General features: G+C 62.2%; 18 protein-coding genes. 10 read left to right on the top strand and 8 right to left on the bottom strand.

Annotated elements, in window-relative coordinates:
* Positions 1–18 precede the first annotated feature (18 nt).
* The 4 genes from QBK88_RS19750 to QBK88_RS19735 form a co-directional block, all read right to left on the bottom strand.
* On the bottom strand, positions 19–270 hold the full coding sequence (locus tag QBK88_RS19750) for a DUF1653 domain-containing protein (RefSeq protein WP_268150537.1): 252 nt from the start codon (positions 268–270) through the stop codon (positions 19–21).
* Positions 271–349: 79 nt separating this feature from the next.
* The gene (gene fadA, locus QBK88_RS19745; protein WP_277963356.1) at positions 350–1525 is read right to left on the bottom strand and encodes an acetyl-CoA C-acyltransferase FadA; all 1176 of its coding nucleotides are present in this window, start codon (positions 1523–1525) and stop codon (positions 350–352) included.
* Positions 1526–1555: 30 nt separating this feature from the next.
* The gene (gene fadB, locus QBK88_RS19740; RefSeq protein ID WP_277963355.1) at positions 1556–3703 is read right to left on the bottom strand and encodes a fatty acid oxidation complex subunit alpha FadB; all 2148 of its coding nucleotides are present in this window, start codon (positions 3701–3703) and stop codon (positions 1556–1558) included.
* Positions 3704–4302: 599 nt separating this feature from the next.
* Positions 4303–4740 (bottom strand): hypothetical protein, encoded by a 438-nt coding sequence (locus tag QBK88_RS19735; protein WP_277963354.1) that lies wholly within the window; start codon positions 4738–4740, stop codon positions 4303–4305.
* A 110-nt stretch (positions 4741–4850) separates the two neighbouring features.
* Between QBK88_RS19735 and QBK88_RS19730 the strand changes: the two genes are divergently transcribed.
* Positions 4851–5291 carry a universal stress protein gene (locus QBK88_RS19730; RefSeq protein ID WP_158153913.1) on the top strand — a complete coding sequence of 147 codons (441 nt, stop codon included), beginning with the start codon at positions 4851–4853 and terminating at the stop codon, positions 5289–5291.
* 90 nt (positions 5292–5381) lie between these two features.
* Here QBK88_RS19730 and QBK88_RS19725 read toward each other — a convergent pair whose 3' ends face one another.
* Positions 5382–7301, bottom strand: coding sequence for an ATP-binding cassette domain-containing protein (locus QBK88_RS19725; RefSeq protein WP_277963353.1), 1920 nt, complete (start codon positions 7299–7301; stop codon positions 5382–5384).
* A 201-nt stretch (positions 7302–7502) separates the two neighbouring features.
* Between QBK88_RS19725 and QBK88_RS19720 the strand changes: the two genes are divergently transcribed.
* Complete coding sequence (locus tag QBK88_RS19720; RefSeq protein WP_277963352.1) at positions 7503–9431, top strand: transglycosylase SLT domain-containing protein; 1929 nt, start codon at positions 7503–7505, stop codon at positions 9429–9431.
* A 73-nt stretch (positions 9432–9504) separates the two neighbouring features.
* On the opposite strand, the gene QBK88_RS19715 is transcribed toward QBK88_RS19720, so the two are convergent.
* Positions 9505–10305, bottom strand: coding sequence for an MOSC domain-containing protein (locus QBK88_RS19715; RefSeq protein WP_277963351.1), 801 nt, complete (start codon positions 10303–10305; stop codon positions 9505–9507).
* A gap of 75 nt (positions 10306–10380) precedes the next feature.
* On the bottom strand, positions 10381–11307 hold the full coding sequence (locus QBK88_RS19710; protein ID WP_277963350.1) for a chemotaxis protein CheV: 927 nt from the start codon (positions 11305–11307) through the stop codon (positions 10381–10383).
* A 522-nt stretch (positions 11308–11829) separates the two neighbouring features.
* Here QBK88_RS19710 and QBK88_RS19705 point away from each other — a divergent pair.
* From QBK88_RS19705 to QBK88_RS19695, 3 genes are all read left to right on the top strand, one after another.
* Entirely contained in the window at positions 11830–12294 is a 465-nt protein-coding gene (locus QBK88_RS19705; protein WP_277963349.1) for a histidine kinase, read from the top strand.
* Between the two features lie 567 nt (positions 12295–12861).
* Positions 12862–13752 carry a sensor histidine kinase gene (locus QBK88_RS19700; protein WP_445764969.1) on the top strand — a complete coding sequence of 297 codons (891 nt, stop codon included), beginning with the start codon at positions 12862–12864 and terminating at the stop codon, positions 13750–13752.
* Positions 13749–14408 (top strand): response regulator transcription factor, encoded by a 660-nt coding sequence (locus tag QBK88_RS19695; protein ID WP_277963347.1) that lies wholly within the window; start codon positions 13749–13751, stop codon positions 14406–14408. The genes QBK88_RS19700 and QBK88_RS19695 overlap by 4 nt, the downstream gene beginning before the upstream one ends.
* 618 nt (positions 14409–15026) lie before the next feature.
* On the opposite strand, the gene yegS is transcribed toward QBK88_RS19695, so the two are convergent.
* Positions 15027–15941: a lipid kinase YegS gene (gene yegS, locus QBK88_RS19690; protein WP_277963346.1), complete on the bottom strand. Its 915-nt coding sequence runs from the start codon at positions 15939–15941 to the stop codon at positions 15027–15029.
* 373 nt (positions 15942–16314) lie between these two features.
* Here yegS and QBK88_RS19685 point away from each other — a divergent pair, with 373 nt between their 5' ends.
* The 5 genes from QBK88_RS19685 to QBK88_RS19665 all read left to right on the top strand — a co-directional run bounded on the left by QBK88_RS19685 (position 16315) and on the right by QBK88_RS19665 (position 23235).
* Complete coding sequence (locus QBK88_RS19685) at positions 16315–17751, top strand: undecaprenyl-phosphate glucose phosphotransferase (RefSeq protein WP_277963345.1); 1437 nt, start codon at positions 16315–16317, stop codon at positions 17749–17751.
* Complete coding sequence (locus QBK88_RS19680; RefSeq protein ID WP_268150510.1) at positions 17752–19206, top strand: mannose-1-phosphate guanylyltransferase/mannose-6-phosphate isomerase; 1455 nt, start codon at positions 17752–17754, stop codon at positions 19204–19206. It abuts the gene before it with no gap.
* A 73-nt stretch (positions 19207–19279) separates the two neighbouring features.
* Entirely contained in the window at positions 19280–20050 is a 771-nt protein-coding gene (locus QBK88_RS19675; RefSeq protein WP_277963344.1) for a polysaccharide biosynthesis/export family protein, read from the top strand.
* An 18-nt stretch (positions 20051–20068) separates the two neighbouring features.
* On the top strand, positions 20069–22057 hold the full coding sequence (locus tag QBK88_RS19670; RefSeq protein WP_277963343.1) for an exopolysaccharide transport family protein: 1989 nt from the start codon (positions 20069–20071) through the stop codon (positions 22055–22057).
* On the top strand, positions 22057–23235 hold the full coding sequence (locus tag QBK88_RS19665) for a glycosyltransferase (RefSeq protein WP_268150504.1): 1179 nt from the start codon (positions 22057–22059) through the stop codon (positions 23233–23235). Before QBK88_RS19670 ends, QBK88_RS19665 begins: the two co-directional genes overlap by 1 nt.
* Positions 23236–23237: the final 2 nt, after the last annotated feature.

Raw genomic sequence — 23237 nt, 5'->3', positions numbered from 1 at the left:
GAGGTCAAGCGCGGATGATCAAGCGATCACGTCACCGGGCGGGTCGAACAGGCTCGGTTCGGCCTCGACCAAAGCAAAGCGCGGTACGCGCTCGCCGTCAACTTCTACCGATTCCAGAAACATGCTCAAGGGCCTCACCCACAGGCCAAACTCGCCGTACAGTGCCTGGTAGCAGACCACCTCTTCCTCGGTTTCGGAATGGCGCGCAACCCCGAAAACGCGGTACTGGGGGCCTTTGTAGTGGCGGTATAGCCCTGGCTGCAACTGCATGTCTGCCTCACTGAAAAACAAATATTCTGTAAAAACAAAAACCGGGGCACCTGGCCCCGGTTCGCCGACTCACGAATGCTTAAATGCGTTCGAAGACGGTGGTGATGCCCTGACCCAGACCGACACACATGGTGGACACCCCGAGGGTGCCGTTGTTCTGCTTCATGACATTCAACAGGGTGCCTGAAATGCGCGCCCCGGAGCAACCGAACGGGTGGCCCAAAGCGATGGCGCCGCCGTGCAGGTTAACCTTCTCGTTCATCTTGTCGAGCACTTTCAGATCCTTGAGCACCGGCAGGGCCTGTGCGGCGAAGGCTTCGTTGAGCTCGAAGAAGTCGATGTCGGTGATGCTCAGGCCCGCGCGCTTGAGCGCCTTCTGGGTCGCCGGCACGGGGCCGTAGCCCATGATCGCGGGGTCGACACCGGCCACGGCCATGGAACGAATCACGGCCAGCGGCTGGATGCCCAGGTCTTGAGCACGTTGGGCCGACATGACGATCATGCAAGAGGCACCGTCGGTGATTTGCGACGAAGTGCCCGCTGTCACCGTGCCACCTTTTGGGTTGAAAGCAGGCTTGAGCGCGGCCAGGCTTTCCAGGGTGGTGTCCGGACGAATGGTCTCGTCGTAGTCGAACATCTTCAGGAAACCGTTCTCGTCATACCCTTGCATCGGGATGATCTCATCCTTGAACTTGCCTTCCACGGTCGCCTTGTGGGCCAACTGGTGGGAACGCACGCCGAAGGCGTCCTGGGCTTCGCGGGTAATGCCGTGCATCTTGCCCAGCATCTCGGCGGTCAGGCCCATCATGCCCGACGCCTTGGCGGCGTACAGGGACATGTGCGGGTTGGGGTCGACACCGTGCATCATGCCCACGTGGCCCATGTGCTCGACGCCACCGACCACGAACACGTCACCGTTGCCGGTCATGATCGCCTGGGCGGCCGTGTGCAGTGCGCTCATGGACGAGCCACACAGGCGGCTGACGGTCTGGCCAGCCGCAGTGTGGGGAATCTGGGTCATCAGCGAGGCCATGCGCGCGATGTTCCAGCCCTGCTCCAGGGTCTGGTTGACGCAGCCCCAGATAACGTCCTCGACCTCGTTGGGGTCGACCTTGACGTTGCGCTCCAGCAATTTGCTGATCAGGTGCGCCGACATGTCTTCGGCGCGGGTGTTGCGGTGCATGCCACCCTTGGAGCGGCCCATTGGCGTGCGACCGAAGTCGACGATCACCACATCTCTCGGATTCAAGCTCATAAAATCATTCTCGCTCTGGTCGTTGGGCGCTTAACCGAAGAAGCTCTGGCCGTTCTTGGCCATTTCACGCAGCTTCGCGGTGGGGTGGTACAGCGGGCCCAGGTCGGCGTACTGGTCTGCCAGGGCGACAAAATTGGCCACGCCCAGCGAATCGATGTAACGCAATGCACCGCCACGGAAGGGAGGGAAACCGATGCCGTACACCAGGCCCATGTCAGCCTCGGCCGCGGTGGCGACGATGCCGTCTTCCAGGCAGCGCACGGTTTCCAGGCACAGGGGGATCATCATCCAGTTGAGGATGTCGTCGTCGGTCAGCTCGCGCTGCTCGTAGACGATCGGCTTGAGCACTTCCAGCACCGAGGCGTCGGCGACTTTCTTCGGCTTGCCGCGCTTGTCGGTTTCGTAGGCGTAGAACCCCTTGCCGTTCTTCTGGCCCAGGCGGTTGGCCTCGTACAGCACGTCGATGGCCGAACGACGGTCATCCTTCATGCGGTCGGGGAAGCCTTCGGCCATCACGTCGCGGCCGTGGTGGCCGGTGTCGATGCCGACCACGTCCATCAGGTAGGCCGGGCCCATGGGCCAGCCGAATTTTTCCATGATCTTGTCCACGCGCACGAAGTCGACGCCTGCACTGACCAGGCGGGCGAAGCCACCGAAGTATGGAAACAGCACGCGGTTGACCAGGAAGCCCGGGCAGTCGTTGACCACGATGGGGTTCTTGCCCATTTTCTTGGCGTAAGCCACGGTGGTCGCCACCGCGACTTCGCTGGACTTCTCGCCACGGATCACTTCCACCAGCGGCATCATGTGCACCGGGTTGAAGAAGTGCATGCCGACGAAGTTTTCCGGGCGCTTGAGGGCCTTGGCCAGCAGGCTGATGGAAATGGTCGAGGTGTTGGACGCCAGGATGGTGTCGTCCTTCACTTGGCTTTCCACTTCAGCCAGCACGGCTTGCTTGACCTTCGGGTTCTCGACCACGGCTTCGACGACGATGTCGACGTGGCCGAAATCGCCGTACGACAGCGTCGGGCGAATGGCGTTCAGCGCCTCGGCCATCTTCGCCGGGGTCAGGCGGCCTTTCTCGACGCGCTTGCCCAGCAGCTTCGAGGCTTCAGCCAGGCCTTGCTCGATGCCCTTCTCGTTGATGTCCTTCATCAGGATCGGCGTGCCCTTGACCGCCGACTGGTAGGCGATGCCGCCGCCCATGATGCCGGCGCCGAGCACGGCGGCCTGCTTCACGTCGTGGGCCAGCTCATCGTAGGCCTTGGCCTTGCGCTTGAGTTCCTGGTCATTGAGGAACAGGCCCACCAGGCTTTGCGCGGCCGAGGTCTTGGCCATTTTCACAAAGCCGGCGGCTTCGACTTCCAGGGCTTTCTCGCGACCGAAGTTGGCAGCTTTCTGGATGGTCTTGATGGCTTCGACCGGCGCCGGGTAGTTCGGGCCGGCCTGGCCGGCGACGAAGCCCTTGGCCGTCTCGAAGGCCATCATCTGTTCAATGGCGTTGAGCTTGAGCTTGTCCAGCTTCGGCTGGCGCTTGGCCTTGTAGTCGAACTCGCCACTGATGGCGCGCTTGATCAGGTCCAGGGCAGCGTCCTTCAACTTCTCAGGCGCGACCACGGCATCTACCGCACCCGCCTTGAGGGCGTCTTCGGCACGGTTTTCCTTGCCCGAGGCGATCCATTCGATGGCATTGTCGGCACCGATGATGCGCGGCAGGCGCACGGTACCGCCGAAGCCTGGGTAGATACCCAATTTGACTTCCGGCAGGCCAACCTTGGCGGTCTCGGCCATGACGCGGTAGTCAGCGGCCAGGCACATTTCGAGGCCGCCGCCCAGGGCGATACCGTTGATCGCCGCCACGGTGGGCACGCCCAGGTCTTCGAAGTCGCTGAAAATGCGGTTGGCTTCCAGGTTACCGGCGACCAGTTCGGCCTCGGGCAGCTTGAAGTTGTCGACAAATTCGGTGATGTCCGCGCCGACGATGAAGACGTCCTTGCCACTGCTGACAATCACGCCCTTGATCGAGGCATCGCCCTTGATGGTGTCGACGGCCTGGCGCAGTTCGCTCAGGGTCAGACGGTTGAACTTGTTGACGGACTCACCCTTGAGGTCGAAATTCAATTCGACGATGCCACTTTCAAGAGCCTTAACCGTGATGGCTTTACCTTCGTAAATCATCAACTGATCTCCACGATATGGAAGCTGAACAGTACACGCCAAACGCTGGTACGGGGCCGGCAGGCGCCTTCGCGCCAGTTGCCGCTCCCCCGCCGCCAGACACACCCGTCAGCGTGATTGTCGGGATTCTGTAAGAGCGTTCCTACAAGACAAACGCTCAATTCATACGCCCGTTTGATTTGGGTATGCACACATTCAGGGAAAAAACGGCAATTGTCAAATGCGCTGAAACGCCGCAAAAACGCGACTTTACGGTCACGCGTGCGTCAAAATGGCGCAGGAAGCCTTTCCGCCTGATGACGCAACATTCGGCAACAGGATCGCACGCTGCTGTGACAGCCAGAAACACGGGACTGCACGGCTGCCAAACAGGTTTTGAAAATAAAAAGAGGAAAAATTGCCAAGGACGGGCGTAAGATTCGTTCGCGACTACACTGTCGACCAAACACGCAAAAATGTCTTACCGGCCTGCCTGGCCAACCCCAGCCCGACGCAGATTATCGGGCTTTTTATTGCCTGGGGTGTGGGCATTCGGCTTTCCAACGGGTTCGCGATACCCTAAAGGACGGGCGCAGGTCGGAAAAAGGCCAGTGCCACTCTCACGCCAGCGCCTTCAGCACCGCGTCAATCGCTACCAGCACGCTGGCCTCCCCACGCTCCCCCCAGTACAGGGCAACCATCTGTTGACCTGCCTCAACCTTGTAGACATTGCCCGGCAATGTGCTGAACTGCGCCAGCAGCGCAGGGTCTTCACAAGGCTCGCGCCACTGGTTCAGCCAGGTGCCCGGCGCTATCTGCCAGTAGCAGAACTGCGCGGCCTGTGGCGAACGCCGCGGCCGGCAGTACTGCGCGCAGGGGCTGGGCGGCTCCGTGGGCAACCAGTGCGGCCACTGCTGGGGTGCCAGTTGCATGGCCAGGCCCAGGCGCCGGGCTTCCATGCGCAAGGCCATCTGCCCGCTCTGTTTGCGCGAGGGGCGCAGCCAGACCATGGGGCTTAAAACCAGCGCAAGGATTGACACCACTATCCATACCGTCATATGACTGTGCACCCTGTAAAACTTTATAAATGAGTTGGTTAGCGCCATTCAGACAGACCGACTTGAAACAGGCCATACTTAGGCTATCGCCATCGTCAGGAGAGCTTCCCATGCCCTACCATCACATTCTGGTCGCCGTCGACCTGACCGAAGAGTGCGATCCGGTGATTCACCGGGCCCGCGAACTGTCCGCCAGCCAGGACGCCAAGCTATCACTGGTGCACATCGTCGAGCCCATGGCCATGGCCTTTGGCGGCGACGTGCCCATGGATCTGTCGCAACTGCAACAACAGCAGTTCGACCAGGCCAAGGAGCGCCTTGAGCGGTTGATCACCAAATACCCGGAACTGACCAAAGACAACTGCCACCTGACCTATGGCCAGCCCAAGCAGGAAATCCATGGCCTGGCCAAGGAAAAGGGGTGCGACCTGGTGGTGGTGGGCAGCCACGCCCGCCACGGGCTGGCGTTGCTGTTGGGGTCCACGTCCAACGACGTGCTCCATGGCGCACCATGTGACGTGCTGGCCGTGCGGCTGAAGAAGGCCGAATAAGGGTATTCGGAGCTGCCAGCTGGAAGCCACAAGCTGCAAGCCAGAAGCGGTGCACGCCTCTTGCTGCAGCTTGCGGCTTGAAGCTGCGCCTCAGGCGTCCAGCTCAGCCCAGCGCTCGACCATCTCGTCCAGCCTGGCCTGCGCCTGTTCCAGCTCGGCGATGACCTTGGCGGTCTCTGCCGCCGGCTTCTGGTAGAAACCAGCATCAGCCATGGTCGCTTCCAGCGCGGCGATCTTCTGCTCCTGGGCGTCGATCTCACCTGGCAAGGCTTCCAGCTCGCGCTGCAGCTTGTAGCTCAGCTTCTTCTTGGCCACCGGCGCCTCGGCCGCTGGCGCCGCCACGGCAGCCGGGGCTTCCACCACCGCACTGTTGAGCTCGGCCTTGCCCGACTTGTTCTCGGTCACGCCCAGCAACTTGGGTGAGCCGCCCTGGCGAATCCAGTCCTGGTAGCCGCCCACGTACTCGCGCACCTTGCCCTCGCCTTCGAACACCAGGGTGCTGGTGACCACATTGTCGAGGAAGGCCCGGTCGTGGCTGACCATCAGTACCGTGCCCTTGAAGCTGGACAGCACTTCTTCCAGCAGCTCGAGGGTCTCGACGTCGAGGTCGTTGGTCGGTTCGTCGAGCACCAGCAGGTTGGCTGGCTTGCTGAACAGCTTGGCCAGCAGCAGGCGCGCGCGCTCACCACCGGACAACGCCTTGACCGGCGTGCGGGCACGCTGGGGGCTGAACAGGAAGTCGCCCAGGTAGCTGAGCACGTGACGGTTCTGGCCGTCGATCTCGATGAAGTCCCGGCCTTCGGCCAGGTTGTCGATCACGGTTTTTTCCAGGTTCAACTGGTGGCGCAACTGGTCGAAGTAGGCCACTTCCAGGCGCGTGCCGGCGGCAACGGTACCACTGGTGGCTTCCAGATCACCCAGCATCAGCTTCAGCAGGGTGGTCTTGCCGGTGCCGTTGGCACCCAGCAGGCCGATGCGGTCCTGACGCTGCAGCACCATGGAGAAGTCCTTGACCAGGAACGGGCCGCCCGGGTGGGCAAAGCTGACGTTCTCGACCACCATCACCTGCTTGCCGGATTTCTCCGCGGTATCGAGCTGGATATTGGCCTTGCCCTGGCGCTCGCGACGCTCGCTGCGCTCCACGCGCAATTCCTTCAGGGCGCGCACGCGGCCCTCGTTGCGGGTGCGACGCGCCTTGATGCCCTGGCGAATCCACACTTCTTCCTGGGCCAGGCGCTTGTCGAACAGCGCGTTGGCGGTCTCTTCGGCCGCCAGCATGGCTTCCTTGTGCACCAGGAAGCTGGCGTAGTCGCCGTTCCAGTCGATCAGGCCGCCGCGGTCCAGTTCCAGGATGCGGGTGGCCAGGTTCTGCAGGAAGGACCGGTCGTGGGTGATGAACAGCACGGCGCCGCCAAAACCGCTGAGGGCCTCTTCCAGCCAGGCGATGGCACCGATGTCCAGGTGGTTGGTGGGCTCGTCCAGCAGCAACAGGTCGGGTTCCGACACCAGGGCCTGGGCCAGCAGCACGCGGCGGCGCCAGCCACCGGACAGTTGCGCCAGGGTCTTGTCGGCCGGCAGTTGCAGGCGGCTCAGGGTACTGTCCACCAGTTGCTGCAAGCGCCAGCCGTCACGGGCCTCGAGGTCCGACTGCACGTGCATGAGCTTGGTCAGGTCTTCATCGGTGACGATGTTCTGGCTCAGGTGGTGATATTCGGCGAGCAGCGCGCCCACACCATCCAGGCCTTCGGCGACCACGTCGAACACGGTGCGGTCGTCCGCCACCGGCAGTTCCTGTGGCAGCTCGCCGATCTTCAGGCCCGGCGCGCGCCAGACCTCGCCATCGTCAGGCTTCTGATCGCCCTTGACCAGGCGCAGCATGCTGGACTTGCCAGTGCCATTGCGACCGATGATGCAGACCCGCTCTCCACGGGCGATCTGCCAGGACACTTTGTCCAACAACGGCATCGCGCCGAAAGCGAGGGACACATCGCTTAATTTGAGCAGGGTCATGTGTTTCTCCAAAAACCGGGCGCGCATTCTACCTGACTTGGGCGCCCAGCACAGTAAATGCCGTCGCACGGCGGCTTCGCGGCGAATTCATGTTCAGATACAAGCACAGTGCTTTCATCGCCCACCCGCAACCGGCTAAGCTAGTGAGCAATCAGTGCAGGCCACGCCGCACTTGTCATGCCTTATCTGCACGGATGTCTCATGCGCGGTCGCCTGTTTAGCCTCTTGTCCTGCCTGCTGCTCTCTGCCACCGCCGTCTCCTGCGCCCATGCAGCGGACCTGACCACCCAGCGCCAGTATTACGACCAGGCCAAGCGCGCCCTGGCCAAGGGCGACAGCGGCCCCTACTTCCAGCACGCGCCCCTGCTGGCCGACTACCCCCTGGAACCCTACCTGGCCTATGACGAGCTGACCGCGCGGCTGAAAACCGCCAGCAACGACGAAATCGAGAAATTTCTCGCGGCCCACGGCGACCTGCCCCAGGCCAACTGGATGAAACTGCGCTGGTTGCGCTGGCTGGCCGAGCGTGGCGACTGGCAAACCTTCGCTAAATATTACGACCCCAAGCTGAATTTCACTGAACTGGACTGCCTCAACGGCCAGTACCAGCTCAGCCATGGCCTGAAGGCCGAAGGCTACGCCAGCGCACAGAAACTGTGGCTGACCGGCAAGACCCAGCCCGACGCCTGCGAAGCGCTGTTCGGCCTGTGGGCCGCCGACGGCCAGTTGACCGAAGACAAACGCTGGCAGCGCCTGAAACTGGCCGCCCACACTCGCAACTACGCCCTGGCCAACGCCCTGGTGGCGACGCTGCCAACCTTGGGCAACCAGGGCCGCCTGCTGATCAGCGTGGCCCAGAACCCGGAACTGCTCACCGACCCGTCGCGTTTCCAGCCTGCTACCGAGGCCATGGCCGACGTAGTGGGCCTGGGCCTGCGTCGCCTGGCCAAGCAGGACCCGGACCGCGCCATGCAGATGCTCGACAGCTATGCCACCAGCATGCGCTTTTCCCGTGACGAAAAGGTGGCCATCGCTCGGGAGATCGGCCTGACCCTGGCGCGCAACTATGACCCCCGCGCACTGGACCTCATGACCCAGTACGACCCCGAGCTGCGTGACAACACCGTGACCGAGTGGCGCCTGCGACTGTTGCTGCGCCTGGGCCGCTGGCAGGACGCCTATGACCTGACCCGGCGCCTGCCTCAGGACCTGGCCACCACCAACCGCTGGAAATACTGGCAGGCGCGCAGCCTGGAACTGGCCCAGCCGCAGAACCCGCAGGTGGCGGTGCTGTACCGCAATGTGGCCAAGGAGCGGGATTTCTATGGTTTCCTGGCCGCCGACCGCACCCAGGCGCCTTACTCCCTGGCCAACCGCCCGCTGGTGATTAGCAACGCCTTGATGACCAAGGTGCGCAACACCCCTGGCATACGCCGCGCCATGGAGCTGCTCGACCGCGGCCAGGTCGTGGACGCCCGCCGCGAGTGGTACTACGTGAGCAACCTGTTCAGCCGCGACGAAATGGTCGCCCAGGCCAAGCTGGCCTATGACATGCACTGGTACTTCCCGGCCATCCGCACCATCAGCCAGGCCCAGTACTGGGACGATTTGGACATCCGCTTCCCCATGGCCCACCGTGATACCCTGGTCCGCGAAGCCACCAACCGCGGTATCCATTCAAGCTGGGTATTTGCCATCACCCGCCAGGAAAGCGCCTTCATGGACGACGCCCGTTCCGGCGTAGGTGCCATGGGCCTGATGCAGCTTATGCCCGGCACCGCCAAGGAAACCGCGCGCAAGTTCAGCATTCCGCTGGCTTCACCCTCCCAGGCCATCGACCCGGACAAGAACATTCAGCTGGGGGCCGCTTACCTGAGCCAGGTGCATGCCCAGTTCAACGGCAACCGCGTGTTGGCCTCGGCCGCCTACAACGCCGGCCCCGGGCGGGTGAAGCAATGGCTGCGCGGCGCCAACCACCTGAGCTTCGACGTGTGGGTGGAGTCGATTCCGTTCGATGAGACCCGTCAGTACGTGCAGAACGTATTGTCGTATGCCGTGATCTACGGGCAGAAGCTCAACACCCCCCAGCCGATTGCCGATTGGAATGAGCGTTTCTTCGACGATCAGTAGGCGCTGAAACCAACCCCAGGGCTGCCTGGCCCTGGCGGGAGCTGGCTCGCCAGCGCCCGAACCGGTCCTCCGTTCAGTCAATCACCGTCACGGGCATACCGACGTCCAACCGCCCTACCCCGTCACTGACCAGGTTCTGCCCGAACATCACGTCGCCTTCCACCTGCCGGTAGGTCTTGAGGGTCGCCAGTGGCTCGCGGTCGTCGCTACGCATCCCGGTCTGCGGGTCGATCGTGGTCAGGATGCAGCGCGAACACGGCTTGACCACCCGGAACTCCACGTCGCCGATTCGAATGCGCTTCCAGCCGTCTTCTGCAAAGGCCTCACTGCCGCCGACCACCAGGTTGGGGCGAAAGCGCAGCATCTCCAGTTCGCGACCGACCCGCGCGGACAGGTCGTCCAGCGACGCCTGGCCAATCAACAGCAACGGAAAGCCATCGGCAAAGCCAACCTTGTCGGTATCCAGGCCATAGCCAGCCTCAGTGAGGCGCGCCCGCTCGGCTGGCACCTGCACCAGCCGCGTGGGCTTGCCTATAAAGGAAGACACCCAGGCCGCCGCCTCATCACCGGCATCGGGGACCCGCAACGTATCGCGCCAGATAGTCACCCCACGCAGGGCGGCGTCGGGTGTGGGGGTAGGCACGAACAGCGAGGTGAGGCCGGGCGCGGATAACCGCAGACCATCATCCAGGTGGGCCGCGCCCAATTGGCTCATGTGCGCCTCGGCGCGCTGGGTGAGGAAACGCCCGGTGGTTTCATCCACCAGCATCCAGCGGCGGTCACCCGCTAGCCCCAGAGGCTCGATCGCCGACGTTTGAAGGGGTTCGGCAATGGCCGACTTCAGGGGGTAGCGGTACAGGGCGCTGAGCTGCATGGGCGGCTTCCGACGGTCAGGAAAGCCGCAGTTTACCGCAACATCAGCGCCGGCTGGCGTGGCAGCCGCGGCGGGTCAGTTGTCGAGCATCAACCGCTGGCGCACCACATCCACCAGTTTGTCGGGCTGGAACTTGGACAGGAAGTTGTCGCAGCCCACCTTCTTGACCATGGACTCGTTGAAGCTGCCCGACAACGAGGTGTGCAGCACCACGTAAAGCCCCCGCAGGCGCGCATCGTTGCGGATCTCGGTGGTCAGGCGGTACCCGTCCATCTCCGGCATTTCGGCGTCGGTGAACACCATCAGCAATTTGTCCGTGAGCACCTCACCGGCGTCCGCCCAGGCCTTGAGCATGTTCAACGCCTTGAGCCCGTCACTGGCTACATGCATTTTCACGCCCAACTGCGAAAGGGTATCGCGCAGCTGCGACAGGGCCACGGTGGAGTCGTCCACCAGCAGAACCTCCCGGCCCCGGGCTTGCGCCAGCACCGGATCTTCCAGTTTGTCGCGCGAGACCTTGGCACTGTACGGCACGATCTCGGCCAGCACCTTCTCCACGTCGATGATTTCGACCAACTGGTCGTCGACCTTGCTGATGGCGGTCAGGTAATGCTGGCGCCCCGCGCTGGTAGGCGGCGGCAGGATCGCCTCCCAGTTCATGTTGACGATCCGGTCCACGCCGCCCACCAGGAATGCCTGCACCGAGCGGTTGTACTCGGTAACGATGATGGTGCTGTTGGGCCCCGGTTGCAGCGGGCGCATGCCGATCGCCTGGGACAGGTCGATAACCGGCAGCGTCTGCCCCCGCAGGTTGACCACGCCACACACATAGGCATGGCGCTGGGGCATCAGCGTGAGCTTGGGCAGTTGCAGCACTTCCTGCACTTTGAACACGTTGATGGCGAACAACTGGCGGCCTGCCAGGCGAAACATCAGAATCTCCAGGCGGTTCTCACCCACAAGCTGCGTACGTTGGTCTACTGTGTCGAGAATGCCGGCCATCTATGACTCCTGGGGACGTTGCTGAGTGTTCTCACCAAAGGTTATCGGCAGCCCTGCACTGATCTTGAAGACCGATGAAATGCACTGGCGCGATCATTGATGTCACATTAACATCATGCTTAACTTATCGCATCGCCTACACCCCATTGCGCGATACAAATCTGCTAAGAACCCCCACCTTCTTATCAGGGTTTCCCCTATAGGCAATCGGGCGGAACCTGATATTCGCGATATCCAATAGCCATTAATGTGACGCCATTCTCAATGCATGAACGGAGTCAGGCCGTTGGTTGCCCTTCTTTTCGCACCCCGCCATCGCCTCAGCACTGGCCATGATGGCCTGATTTGCCACGAGTTCGCCCAGCCAATGTGTCTATTCTGTGGGCTGCGGGACACATTGAAAATGACCTTACATTTGCCGACCGCACCCAAGCGGATTACAGCTAAGCTTGACTGGCCTGAACACAATTCCGCACCCATGGTGCGGGGTCAACAGGTCCGCACGGAGTTGTGGAGATCAACATGCTGAATGACACTCAGTGGTCATGCGCCCTGCCCGACTTTCTCGTCGACGCCCAGGCCATGCTGAACAAGCTGCAGGAATGCCTGAACCATCTGGAAATGTTCTGCAATGACCAGGACGCGGCCGATTGCCTGGTGGATACGCTGGAAAGCCTGAGCCAGAGGGCTCAAGGCCTGTCGCTTGGTGAAGTCTCGGCGTTCTGCCAGCAGTTGCAGCGATTGCTGGGCCTGGCGCGCCCTCGCAATCGTTTGGAGGGCCCTACCCTCAAAGCACTGAATGAATGCCTGACGCTGCTGGCCTGGCAACTGGAACTGATCGACCCGCGCACCGGCCAGCTGAGCCTGGATACGGAGGAGCAGGCAGCACTGGTGCATGCGCTGGCAGTCAGTATCGATACCGACCACACCTCGCCGCAGCACCTGACGGCAGGCGCTGTACAACGGCCCCACGGCCAGGGCGTCTGAGTCTATTTGCAGCGCTTTGTAGCGTTTCCCATACAGCGAGAACGCGCCTCGCACTTGATGGGATGACCCCAGGACCGGTGATACTCCTAGCGAGCATCAGCCTCTCCCCTAGGTACAGAACCCCCTCATCGCTGTAACTTATGTTTTACAGCCAAGTTACCGCCGCGCCGTGCGCGGTCCTGTGCTGAGTTACTACTTCTGTTTCCTCCCTCATCCCATTGACGCGGCCGGCGCTGAATCCCTTTGAATATGAAAAATGATGGCACAATGACACTTGTCACGCCGTGCACTGCAACTAAGCCACATCAACCTGACCGTTCGGACATATAAGCCGAACGCGCGACCAAACTGTCGATGAAGTGATACCATGGCCTACCAGATTTCGTTTCGGCGCGGCGGCCCTGACTGCCTGTCAATGGCCAGCGCCGGGAAGTCAACGCCCCGTTGTCGTGCGCTGTCGGCAACCTTCGCCACCCGCGCCAACGTCAGAGCATGGAGCCTTGGAGACAGGTTTCAACAACGCCCTAACCGGTTTTCAGCAGCGACTAATTCTTGGCTCCGTTCTCTATGTACGCCAGTTTCAGAAAATACGTTCAGTGGCCATGGGGCATACAGCACATGCGCTGGCTGACAGTCCTGTTGTGCCTGTTTTCGCTACTGGGCAATGCATTGGCATTCATCAATGGCGCCAGCATGTCGCTGGCCCTGTTGCTGCTGAACATCGCGGCCATGCTCAGCGTCATTGCCCAACATCGCACCGCGCAGAAGTCCATCGCATTCAAGCCTCAGGAACTGGCGAACCGGCTGCTGGAAGTTCAGGAAAACGAACGGCACCGCCTCAGTCGTGAACTGCACGACGACATCGGCCAATTGCTGACCGCCGCGAAAATGCAGACCGAGTGGCTGCAGCGACGCAGGGGCGACGATCTGGAAGATGAATTCGCGACGCTGCGCGATACCATCGACGAAACCCTGAACAAGGTGCGCGACGTATCGGCCATCCTCAACCCACGGCAACTCAACAGCCTGGGCCTGGAGGCCAGCTTGCGGGCGCACCTGCTGCGCACCCTGGAAAACACCGACGTACACTGGAGCCTGGAGTGCCACCAGCAGATGACCGGCATTCCCGAGGAGATGGCGGTGGCGGCGTTTCGCATTACTCAGGAAGCCGTCACCAACCTGTTGCGCCACGCCCAGGCCGCCAACCTGCTGGTGCGTCTGGCCCGCACGCCGGAAGGCCTGCACCTGTACATAAGCGATGATGGCGTGGGCTTCACCCCCGTTGCAGACCCCGCCGCCGCCGGGCTGCGGGGCATGTCCGGCATGCAGGAGCGCGCTGCCCTGACCGGCGGCTGGCTGACAGTGACCAGCCAGCCCGGCCAGGGCACCCAACTTGAAGCACTCTTTCCCTGGGCCCCGCGGGCCCTCGAACGCGCCAACCTCGGCAAAGGCTTATGATCTGCAAATTACTGCTTGTAGATGATCACTCCCTGATCAGAGCGGGCGTGCGCGCCCTGGTATCCGACATTCCCGGCTACGCGGTAGTAGGCGAAGCCAGCGATGGCAACCAGTTGCTGGAAATGGTGCGCCACCTGGACCCGGACATCGTGCTGCTCGACCTGTCCATGCGCGACACTGGTGGCCTTGATGCGCTGGGCCGGCTGCAGGCCGCCCGCCTGCGCAGCAAAGTACTGATCCTGTCCATGCACACCGACCCGGACATGATCATGCAGGCGTTGGAAATGGGCGCCCACGGCTACCTGCTCAAGGACACCACCGCAGTCGAGCTCGAACAGGCCCTGGATGCGTTGCGCGGCAACGAACGGTACCTGAGCCCGGCCATCGCCCATACGGTGATCAACCAGGCATTGATCCGCGTACAAGGCAACAAAGCGGCGGCGGACGACAGCCACAAACTGACTGCCCGCCAACTGGAAATCCTGCGCCTGATCGTGCGCGGCAAATCCACCCGTGAGATCGCCAATGGCCTGGGGCTGAGCGTGAAAACGGTAGAAACCCATCGTTCGCAGATCATGAAGCGCTTGCAGATCTTCGATGTCGCCGGCCTGGTACTGTTTGCCGTGCGCGAGCGCATCATCAGCCTGGATGACTGATCGGGCGAAGCTCGGGAAGGCCACACCGCAGCAGGCCTGACACACCACAGTGCCTGCTTCCCGAGCTGGCGCCCGGTCCCACAAGGCTGGCCGCAGCCGCAAGGGTTTCACTGTAACTGTGGGACCGGGCGAAGCTCGGGAACGCCGCACCGCGGCGCGCCTGACACACCACAGAGCTGGCGCCCGCTCCCACAAGGCTGGCCGCAGCCGCAAGGATTTCACTGTAACGGTAGGACCGGGCGAAGCTCGGGAACGCCGCACCGCGGCACGCCTGACACACCGCGGTGCCTGCTTCCCGAGCTGACGCCCGGTCCTACACGGCTGGCCGCAGCCGCAAGGGTTTCACTGTAACTGTGGGACCGGGCGAAGCTCGGGAAGGCCGCACCGCGGCGCGCCTGACACACCACAGTGCCTGCTTCCCGAGCTGACGCCCGGTCCTACAAGGCTGGCCGCAGCCGCGAGGGTTTCACTGTAACTGTGGGACCGGGCGAAGCTCGGGAACGCCGCACCACGGTAGGCCTGACACACCGCGGTGCCTGCTTCCCGAGCTGGCGCCCGGTCCTACACGGCTGGCCGCAGCCGTGAGGGTTTCACCGTGCCCCACTGTTTTAATTTCCACTATCCGGTCGTTACAGGCCCCTTGCCACCCAGCAGCGGCGAGCTGACGGGCAGGTGCACGTTCAGGGCTCCTGGGCGAATGCTGAATTTCAGGCTGTCGCCCGTCAGCGGCTCGCCGTCGAGGTTGATGTCCAGACCTTCGGCGCTGTGGATCTGCACCCACGGCAAGCGTGCCCGCACAAACAGGTTGTCGACGCCCAGGCCACCGGCCAGCAGGTCTTTCAAGGTACCAAACACTTCGGTGGGCGCTGGCAGGATGCTGATGTCCAGCAGGCCATCGTCGGCCAGCGCCTTGGGGCACAGCACATGGCCGCCGCCGGCCTGGCGCCCGTTGCCGATGCCCAATGCCAGCAATTGCCCCTCCCACTCGAAGTCCGGGCCACGCAACTGACCGTAGGCAGGCCGCAGCTCGGCAAAGCGCGATAACCCGGTGAACAGGTACGCGGCACCGCCCAGTACCTTTTTCAGGTCGTCGGACGTGTTGGCCGTCACCTGGCTGCCAAAGCCACCGGTGGCCATGTTGAGGAACAGTTGCCCACCCACCTCCCCCAGGTCAATCGGGCGCGCCGGCACATCCAGCAACGCCAGGGCGCCGGCGCAATCCAGCGGCACGCCGGCCGCGCGGGCAAAATCATTGGCGGTACCCAACGGCAGCAACACCAGGCTGGCATCCGTTCCTGCCAGGGCCATGGCCTCGGCGATGTCGCGCAAGGTGCCATCGCCACCGCCGGCGATGATGTACCCCGCCCCCTGGCCCAATGCCTCATGGACCAACCGTTGCGCGTCGCCTGCCTCCCAGGTCAGGCGAACCGCCAATTCCCAGCCTGCCGCCCGCTGGGCCTCGACGGCGCGACGAACCTCGTCGTTGAGGGCCTGCTTGCCATGAAGAATCAAAAAAGCCTTGCGCGCTGCCATGCTGCCTCCGCTATCAACGAAAATACATGGTCTGTTTTCGACTACAGAGGCGTCAAAAAAAGCCATACAGTTTTCAAGTCTTGAATATTTTTTTGGCGCGTCGCGCTTTTTCATTCGCAAGGCGGTGTTTCATGGACTTTACTCAGGTTTCAAAGTGCCACAGCGGCAGTTGTTTTTAGCGCCACCCAGTTCTACAGTAGCTCTGTGCCATCAGCCAAATAATGACGCATCTTTCCCGGTCACCTCATAACGACAATAAATTGCCACCAAGGATGGGAACCCGCGTAAAAAAGTCATACCGGTGACGTTGAATGGAACTGCCGCAATTCTAGTTGTCGGCCTTGGATTGCCAATGGTCTGAAGGGAGGGACATATGCGCTTGCAACCCGTGGACAGCCTGCTGATGACACGACCCAGCATGGTCGAGTATTTCCTGTTCGCCATTCGTCTGGTCCACGGTCTTACCGCCATCGCCCCTGGCTTGCTGCTGCTGGCCCTGGACCAGAACAACGAAACCGCCGCCACCAAGAATTACATCGCCATGCTGTGCTTCTTCGGCTTCCTCAGCGTGCTGATTTTCCAGGCGCTGGGTGTGTATGCCGAATCGATTTTCAGCAACCGTCTGCGCTTCCAGACCACGTTCTATGCGTGGGCGTCGGCTTTCTGCCTGTTGCTGTTCATGCACAGAGCGTTGTCGCTGTTCGACTTCATCAGCAACCTGGAGCTGGCCATCTGGTTCTTCGGCACCTTCGTGCTGTTTGGCATCGAGCGCCTGATCCTTCTTACCGTGTTTCAGCAATTGATGATGCGCGGCGTCTTCCTGCAGAACGCCGTGATACTGGGTGCCACTGAAAACGGCCAGCGCCTGGCCGAATACCTGCTGCAGCACCAGGATATTCGCTCTGGGGTGGTCGGCTTCATCGACGACCGTATCGCCCGATTGCCCAAGACCCTGGTCAACCTGCCGCTGCTGGGCAACTCCCAGGACCTGGAACAACTGATCCGCGAAGAAAAGGTCACCCAGGTGCTGGTCGCCCTGCCCTGGTCGGCCGAAAACCGCATGGACTACATCATTCGCGAACTGCGGCGCCTGCCGGTCAACGTACTGCTTGTGCCCGACATGGTCGCCTTCCGCCATTCCCACAACCGCATCACGGAAGTCGCCAACCTCCCCATGTTCAATGCCTCCGAAGTGCCCCTGCGCGGCTGGTCGCCGTTCTTCAAGCGGGTGGAGGACATGCTGATCTCGGTTTTCGCCCTGCTGCTGTTGTCGCCGATCATGCTGCTGGTGGCACTGGCCATCAAGCTCGACTCGCCGGGGCCGGTGCTGTTCAAGCAAAAACGCTATGGCTACAACAACCGCCTGATAGAGGTGTACAAGTTCCGCTCGATGCACCAGCACCAGGCCGACGCCAATGCCGAAAAGCAGACCGTGCGGGGTGACTCGCGCATTACCCGCGTAGGGCGTTTCATTCGCAAGACCAGCCTGGACGAACTACCCCAACTGTTCAATGTGGTGGGTGGCAGTATGTCGATGGTTGGCCCGCGCCCCCACGCTACCGCTACCAAGGCGGCCGGCATTCTGTTCGAGGAGGCGGTGAAGGAGTACACCTCGCGTCATCGGGTCAAGCCCGGCATCACCGGCCTTGCCCAGATCAACGGTTACCGGGGGGAAACGGACACCCTGGAAAAGATCGAAAAACGCGTGGAGTTCGACCTTGAATACATTGAAAACTGGTCGGTGTGGTTTGACCTCTACATCCTGTTCCGCACTGTTCCGGCAGTGCTTCTGACACGCGAGGTATATTGAATGGGCTCGCTCATCCCCTGCATCATCGCCGGCGGTGCTGGCACCCGCCTGTGGCCGGTTTCCCGTGAAGCCATGCCCAAGCCGTTCATGCGCCTGCCGGACGGCGAGAGCCTGTTGCAGAAAACCTTCGTGCGCGCCACGTCCCTGCCGGGGGTGGAACGGCTGCTGACGGTGACCAACCGGGAAGTGTTCTTCCGCACCCTGGACGACTACCGCCTGCTGAACAAGACCCACGCGGGGCTGGACTTCATTCTTGAGCCGTTCGGCCGCAATACCGCCCCGGCCATCGCCGCCGCCGCGTTGCACACCGCGCGGCTGTACGGCGAGGACGCGCAACTGCTGGTGCTGCCGGCTGACCACCTGATCACCGACACCGTGGCATTCGACGCGGCCGTGCAAGCCGCGCGCAGCTTGGCGGAAGAAGGCTGGCTGGTGACCTTCGGTATCGTGCCCACCCATGCCGAGACCGGCTTCGGCTACATCGAAAAAGGCAAGGGCCTGAGCCACGGCGGTTACCAGGTGGCGCAGTTCGTGGAAAAACCCAATGCCGCTACCGCCCAGGAATACCTCAAGGGCGGCCTGCACCTGTGGAACGCCGGTATGTTCTGCATGCGCGTGGATGCCATCCTGCGCGAATTCGAGCAGCATGCCCCGGACGTGCTGGAAGCGGTGAATACCTGCCTGGCCGCCAGCCATCGCAAGGACGGCAACCGCGAGATCCAGCTGGAACTGGACAGCAACGCCTTCGCCAACGCGCCGGATATTTCCGTGGACTACGCCATCATGGAGCGTTCACAGAAAGTCGCGGTCATACCTTGCCAACTGGGCTGGAGCGACATCGGCTCGTGGCAGGCAGTGCGCGAACTGAGCCCGGCCGATGGCAATGGCAACCAGTGCAATGGCGAGACCGTGCTCCACGACGTGCACAACTGCTACATCGACTCGCCCAAGCGCCTGGTGGGCGGCGTGGGCCTGGACAACCTGATCATCATCGACACCCCCGACGCCTTGCTGATCGCCGACGCCGAGCGCAGCCAGGACGTCAAGTACATTGCCCAGGAGCTCAAGCGTCAGGGCCATGACGCCTACCGCCTGCACCGCACCGTCACTCGCCCCTGGGGCACCTACACCGTGCTGGAGGAGGGCAAGCGTTTCAAGATCAAGCGCATCGTGGTACGCCCCAATGCCTCGCTGTCACTGCAGATGCACCACCACCGCAGCGAACACTGGATCGTGGTCAGCGGCATGGCGCGGGTCACCAATGGTGAACGCGAGTTCCTGCTCGACACCAACGAGTCGACCTTCATCAAGCCTGGCCATACCCACCGCCTGGTCAACCCCGGGGTCATCGACCTGGTGATGATCGAGGTGCAGAGCGGCGAGTACCTGGGTGAGGACGACATCGTGCGCTTTACCGACATTTATGGCCGCGTGCCGGAGCCGCCCAAGGCCTGAATCAACCATTGACGATTGGCCGACAGGGTTTTGCCAGGGAGCTGTAATTCATGCACCACAGGAAGACTGACCAATGAAAAAAGCGTTGCTTATGTTAGGGGTTGTCATGCTCGGAGCATGCAGCAGTCCAGCCAAGGTTTCATTGCCCAGTGGTGACGTGCTCAGAGCAGCTCATGAGGCGGGGAACTCACTGGCCGGCAAACCGTTGCCCCCCGAACGCATCCGTGCCGGGGATACCCTGCGCATCGTGCGCAATACTGGCGAAGCCCCGTCGATTTCGGCCTTCACGGCCAACTCGATCTATGAGCTGACGTTGTTCCCTGTGCAGAACGACGGCACTTTCTCCTACCCTTACGTGGGCCAGGTCAAAGCGGCCGGGCTGTCGACCGAGGAGTTGACCAAGGTGCTGGAGGTCAAGCTGGAGAAGATCTACCGCGAGACGTCCCTGACCATCAACATCAACGCCGCGCCGAGCAACACGGTGTTTGTCGGCGGCGCGGTACGCACCCCCACTACCCTGGCGGTCAACGTGGCAACCACCCTGGAACAGGCCATCATCGGTGCCGGTGGCGTGCTGGCGGTTGCCGACAGCCATAACGTGGCGCTCATGCGCCAGGAGGATAACGGTCGCTACAAGACCTACTTCTTCGATTACAGCAAATCCCTGTTTGCCAACAACGATCGAGGCCCCGTATTGCTGCAGCGCGGTGACGTAGTGTTCGTGCCCAAATCCCATGTGGGCAATGGTATCGAGTCGGTCGATCTATACCTGAACCAACTCATTCCATTCTCCAAATCCATTGGCGTCGGTGTGACCTACGACTTGCGCAACAACAATAACTGATCGTAAAGGACAACAGACATGATCAATATCCGTTCCTTCCGCGATTTGCTGCGCCTGTTTTTCATCTTCAAGCGAGAAGTGAAAATCACGGTGGCAGTCACCTTCGTGGTCATCCTGCTGGGTGCGTTCCTGTTGCCCAACCGCTATGAGTCCACCGCCCTGCTGCTGGTCAAGCCGGGCCGCGACAGCACCCTGCCCATCGAGGTTTCCGACCGTCAGACCGCAGTGATCCCGCTGCAGCGCGACCCGGTCACCGACGAGGAACGCATGCTCACCGGCCGGCCGATCACCCGCCTGGTGGCCGAGCAGTACCTGGATGACCTGTCCCACCAGCCACGCCAGGAAGGCGTGGTGGCCAGCATCAAGTACGCGGTCAAGAGCGCCGCGCAGAGCCTGGCCGACATCGGCCGCGGCTTCCTGCAACTGCTGGGCCTGGTGGAAAAGCAGACCCCCGTGGACCGCCTGGCCAACCAGCTGGAGCGCAACTTCACCGTGACCCACGCCACCGGTTCGTCGGTGATGGAGATCAGCTTCACCTGGAACGACCCGCAAGTGGCCCAGACCGTGGTCAAGAGCTGGATCGACAAGTATCAGGAAGCACGCACTCAGACCCTGGGCCGCAAGAGCCTCTACTCCTTCTACGAGGGGGAGAGCAAGGCTACCCAGCAGCGCATCATGGATTACAAGAAACGCATCCAGGTCCTGCTTGACCAGTTGGGCGCGGTGTCCATCACCGAACGCCTGAACGATGTGTCGCGCAACCTCAACGACCTCAAGGGTGAACACCTGAACACCCTGCGCTCCATCGCGGCCACCCAGGCCGGCCTGGACGTGCTCAAACAGCAGATGAACACCATTCCCAAGGAAATCAGCATTGCCCGCGAGATCGCCCGCAACCCTGACCGCGAAGACCTGCAACAACGCATCAATACCAAGCAGATCGAGAGACAGGAACTGCTGCGCACCTTCAAGGACGATGCCCCTCCGGTACGCGCCATCAACACCGCCATTTCCAACCTGCAAGCGCTGATGAACGGCGAAAACGCCACGGTGCAACGCTCGCAGAACATGGCGCCCAACCCCATCTACACCCGCCTGCAGAACAGCTACGCCGACCAGGCCGCCAGCCTCAGCCGCCTCAAGTCCCAGGCCACGCAACAGCAGGTCCAACTGACCAAGCTCGAAGGCGACCGCAACCAGGCCGTGGGCATCGAACCGGAACTGTCGCAGTTGCAGCTTGAACTCGACGCCGCCGAGAAAAGCTTCGCGCTGTACAGCGACAGCCTGGAAAAAGCCCGTATCGACCGCGAACTGGACGCCAGTCAGATCAGCAACATCGCCGTCATCGAGCAAGCCACCCTGAACCCAAGCCGCGTATTCCCGAAAAGCCTGCTGATGCTGCTGTTCGCCATCCCGATCAGCCTGGCCGTTGGCCTGTTGGCGCTGTACTTCTTCTACCTGCTGGACCAGCGTATCCACGACGGCGACAAGATCGAGGAGCGCTTCGGCATCAAGGTGTGGACCAGCCTGCAGGACATCAGCGCCAAGGATACCCAGCGCATCAGCGCCTTCACCGCCAGCATGTACCGGCTCTACGGGGTACTGCCGCTCAAGCAGGTGGCGCTCAATGGCCTGAGCATCGGCCTGACCTCGGCGCGCAAGGGCGAAGGCGTGAGCTTTGTCATCGACCACCTGCGCAACCTGCTGGTGGAGCGTGGCCACGTGGTGCGAGTGGACGGCATTTCCCCGGCCCAGCCCGGCGAGATCCTGCTGCTCGATGCCAGTGGCTTCTTCTCCAACCAGGAAGCCTTCGTGACCCTGCGTGAAGCCGACCTGATCGCGCTGATCGTCGAAGCCGAGAAAACCACGGTGCCGGTACTGGAAAATGCCCTGTCGATTCTGACCACCGCGTTCAAGCGGGTCGACGGCATCATCATCAACCGCCGCCGTTTCGAGATCCCGGCCAAGGTGCTGAACTTCATGACCCGCATCCGGAGCCATGCCTGATGCACATCGCGCTGCTGGCGCCGCTGCCACCGGAACAGAACGGCATAGCCGATTATGCCGGGCACCTGAAGAACGCCCTGGAACAGCATGGCGTGCGCGTCAGCACGCCACTGGCGGGCTTGGGCAATGACGTGGCTCGCACCCAGGCCGCCCTGCAAGCGTTCGACTGGCAAGGCATCGACCTGGTGCATGCCGAGGTCGGCGGTGGTCGCCTGGCCGAGTTCAGCGGACTGCGGGCCCTGCGCGCGCGCTTTCCCCTTCTGCCGCTGACCGCCACCGTGCATGACCCCGAACGCCTGGTATGGCGCCGGGAACACCTGCCCTGGCCACTGTCCCTGGCCCAGGGCATGCCCAACCCGCTGCCGCAGGTGGCCACGGTACTCGCCGACCCCCTGTGCCTGCATGAAGAGCGCCAACTGGCCCGCAGCCTTACTCGGCTAGTCACCCTCACCCAGTCCGGCAGCCAGTGCCTGCGCCAGCGCATGGGCCTGAAGGCCGAGCAAATGGTGGTCATCCCCCATGGCAACCTGGAGATCCCGGCCGCGCCGCTGCCACCGCTGGAACCTTTGCGCCTGCTGTACTTCGGCTTCATTTACCGCGGCAAGGGCATCGAGGACCTGCTCGATGCCCTTGCCCTGACCTTCAGCCAGCAACCGGCGCTGCGCGACAAGATCCGCCTCACCCTGGCCGGTGGCAGCGAACCGGAAATGGCCTTCGGGCCCTCCGGCAGCTACCTCGACCAACTGCGCCAGCGCATCAACCAGCTGCAGCTCAACGACAGCATCGAGTGGGGCCTGGACGTGCCCGCTGGCGATATCCCCAAGGTTATCCAGGCACACCATGTGATGGTGCTGCCGTACCGCGAGTCGAGCAAACTCAAACTGCTGGGCAACCTGCGCGGCACCAGCGGCGCGCTGTCATGGGCCGTGGCCTGCGGGCGCGGCGCCATCACGTCCGATGCCCGTTCGTTCGCTGAAGAAGTGGCGCACAACAATGGCGTCATCTATCCGCAAGGCAACGTGCCCGCCCTCGCCGCGGAACTCAGCCACCTGTGCGCGACCCCGGAATTGGCGATTCGCTGGGCCGAGCACGCCAGCCTGATCGGCAGCCAGCGTACCTGGCCGCTTACCGCCGCTAGATTTGCGCAAATGTTCGAGGACGCCTGTGGAGGGCGCTGATC

The organism is Pseudomonas sp. RIT-To-2 (assembly GCF_029623465.1).
GTDB lineage: Bacteria > Pseudomonadota > Gammaproteobacteria > Pseudomonadales > Pseudomonadaceae > Aquipseudomonas > Aquipseudomonas silvicola.
This window is presented reverse-complemented; position numbering and strand designations above follow the sequence as displayed.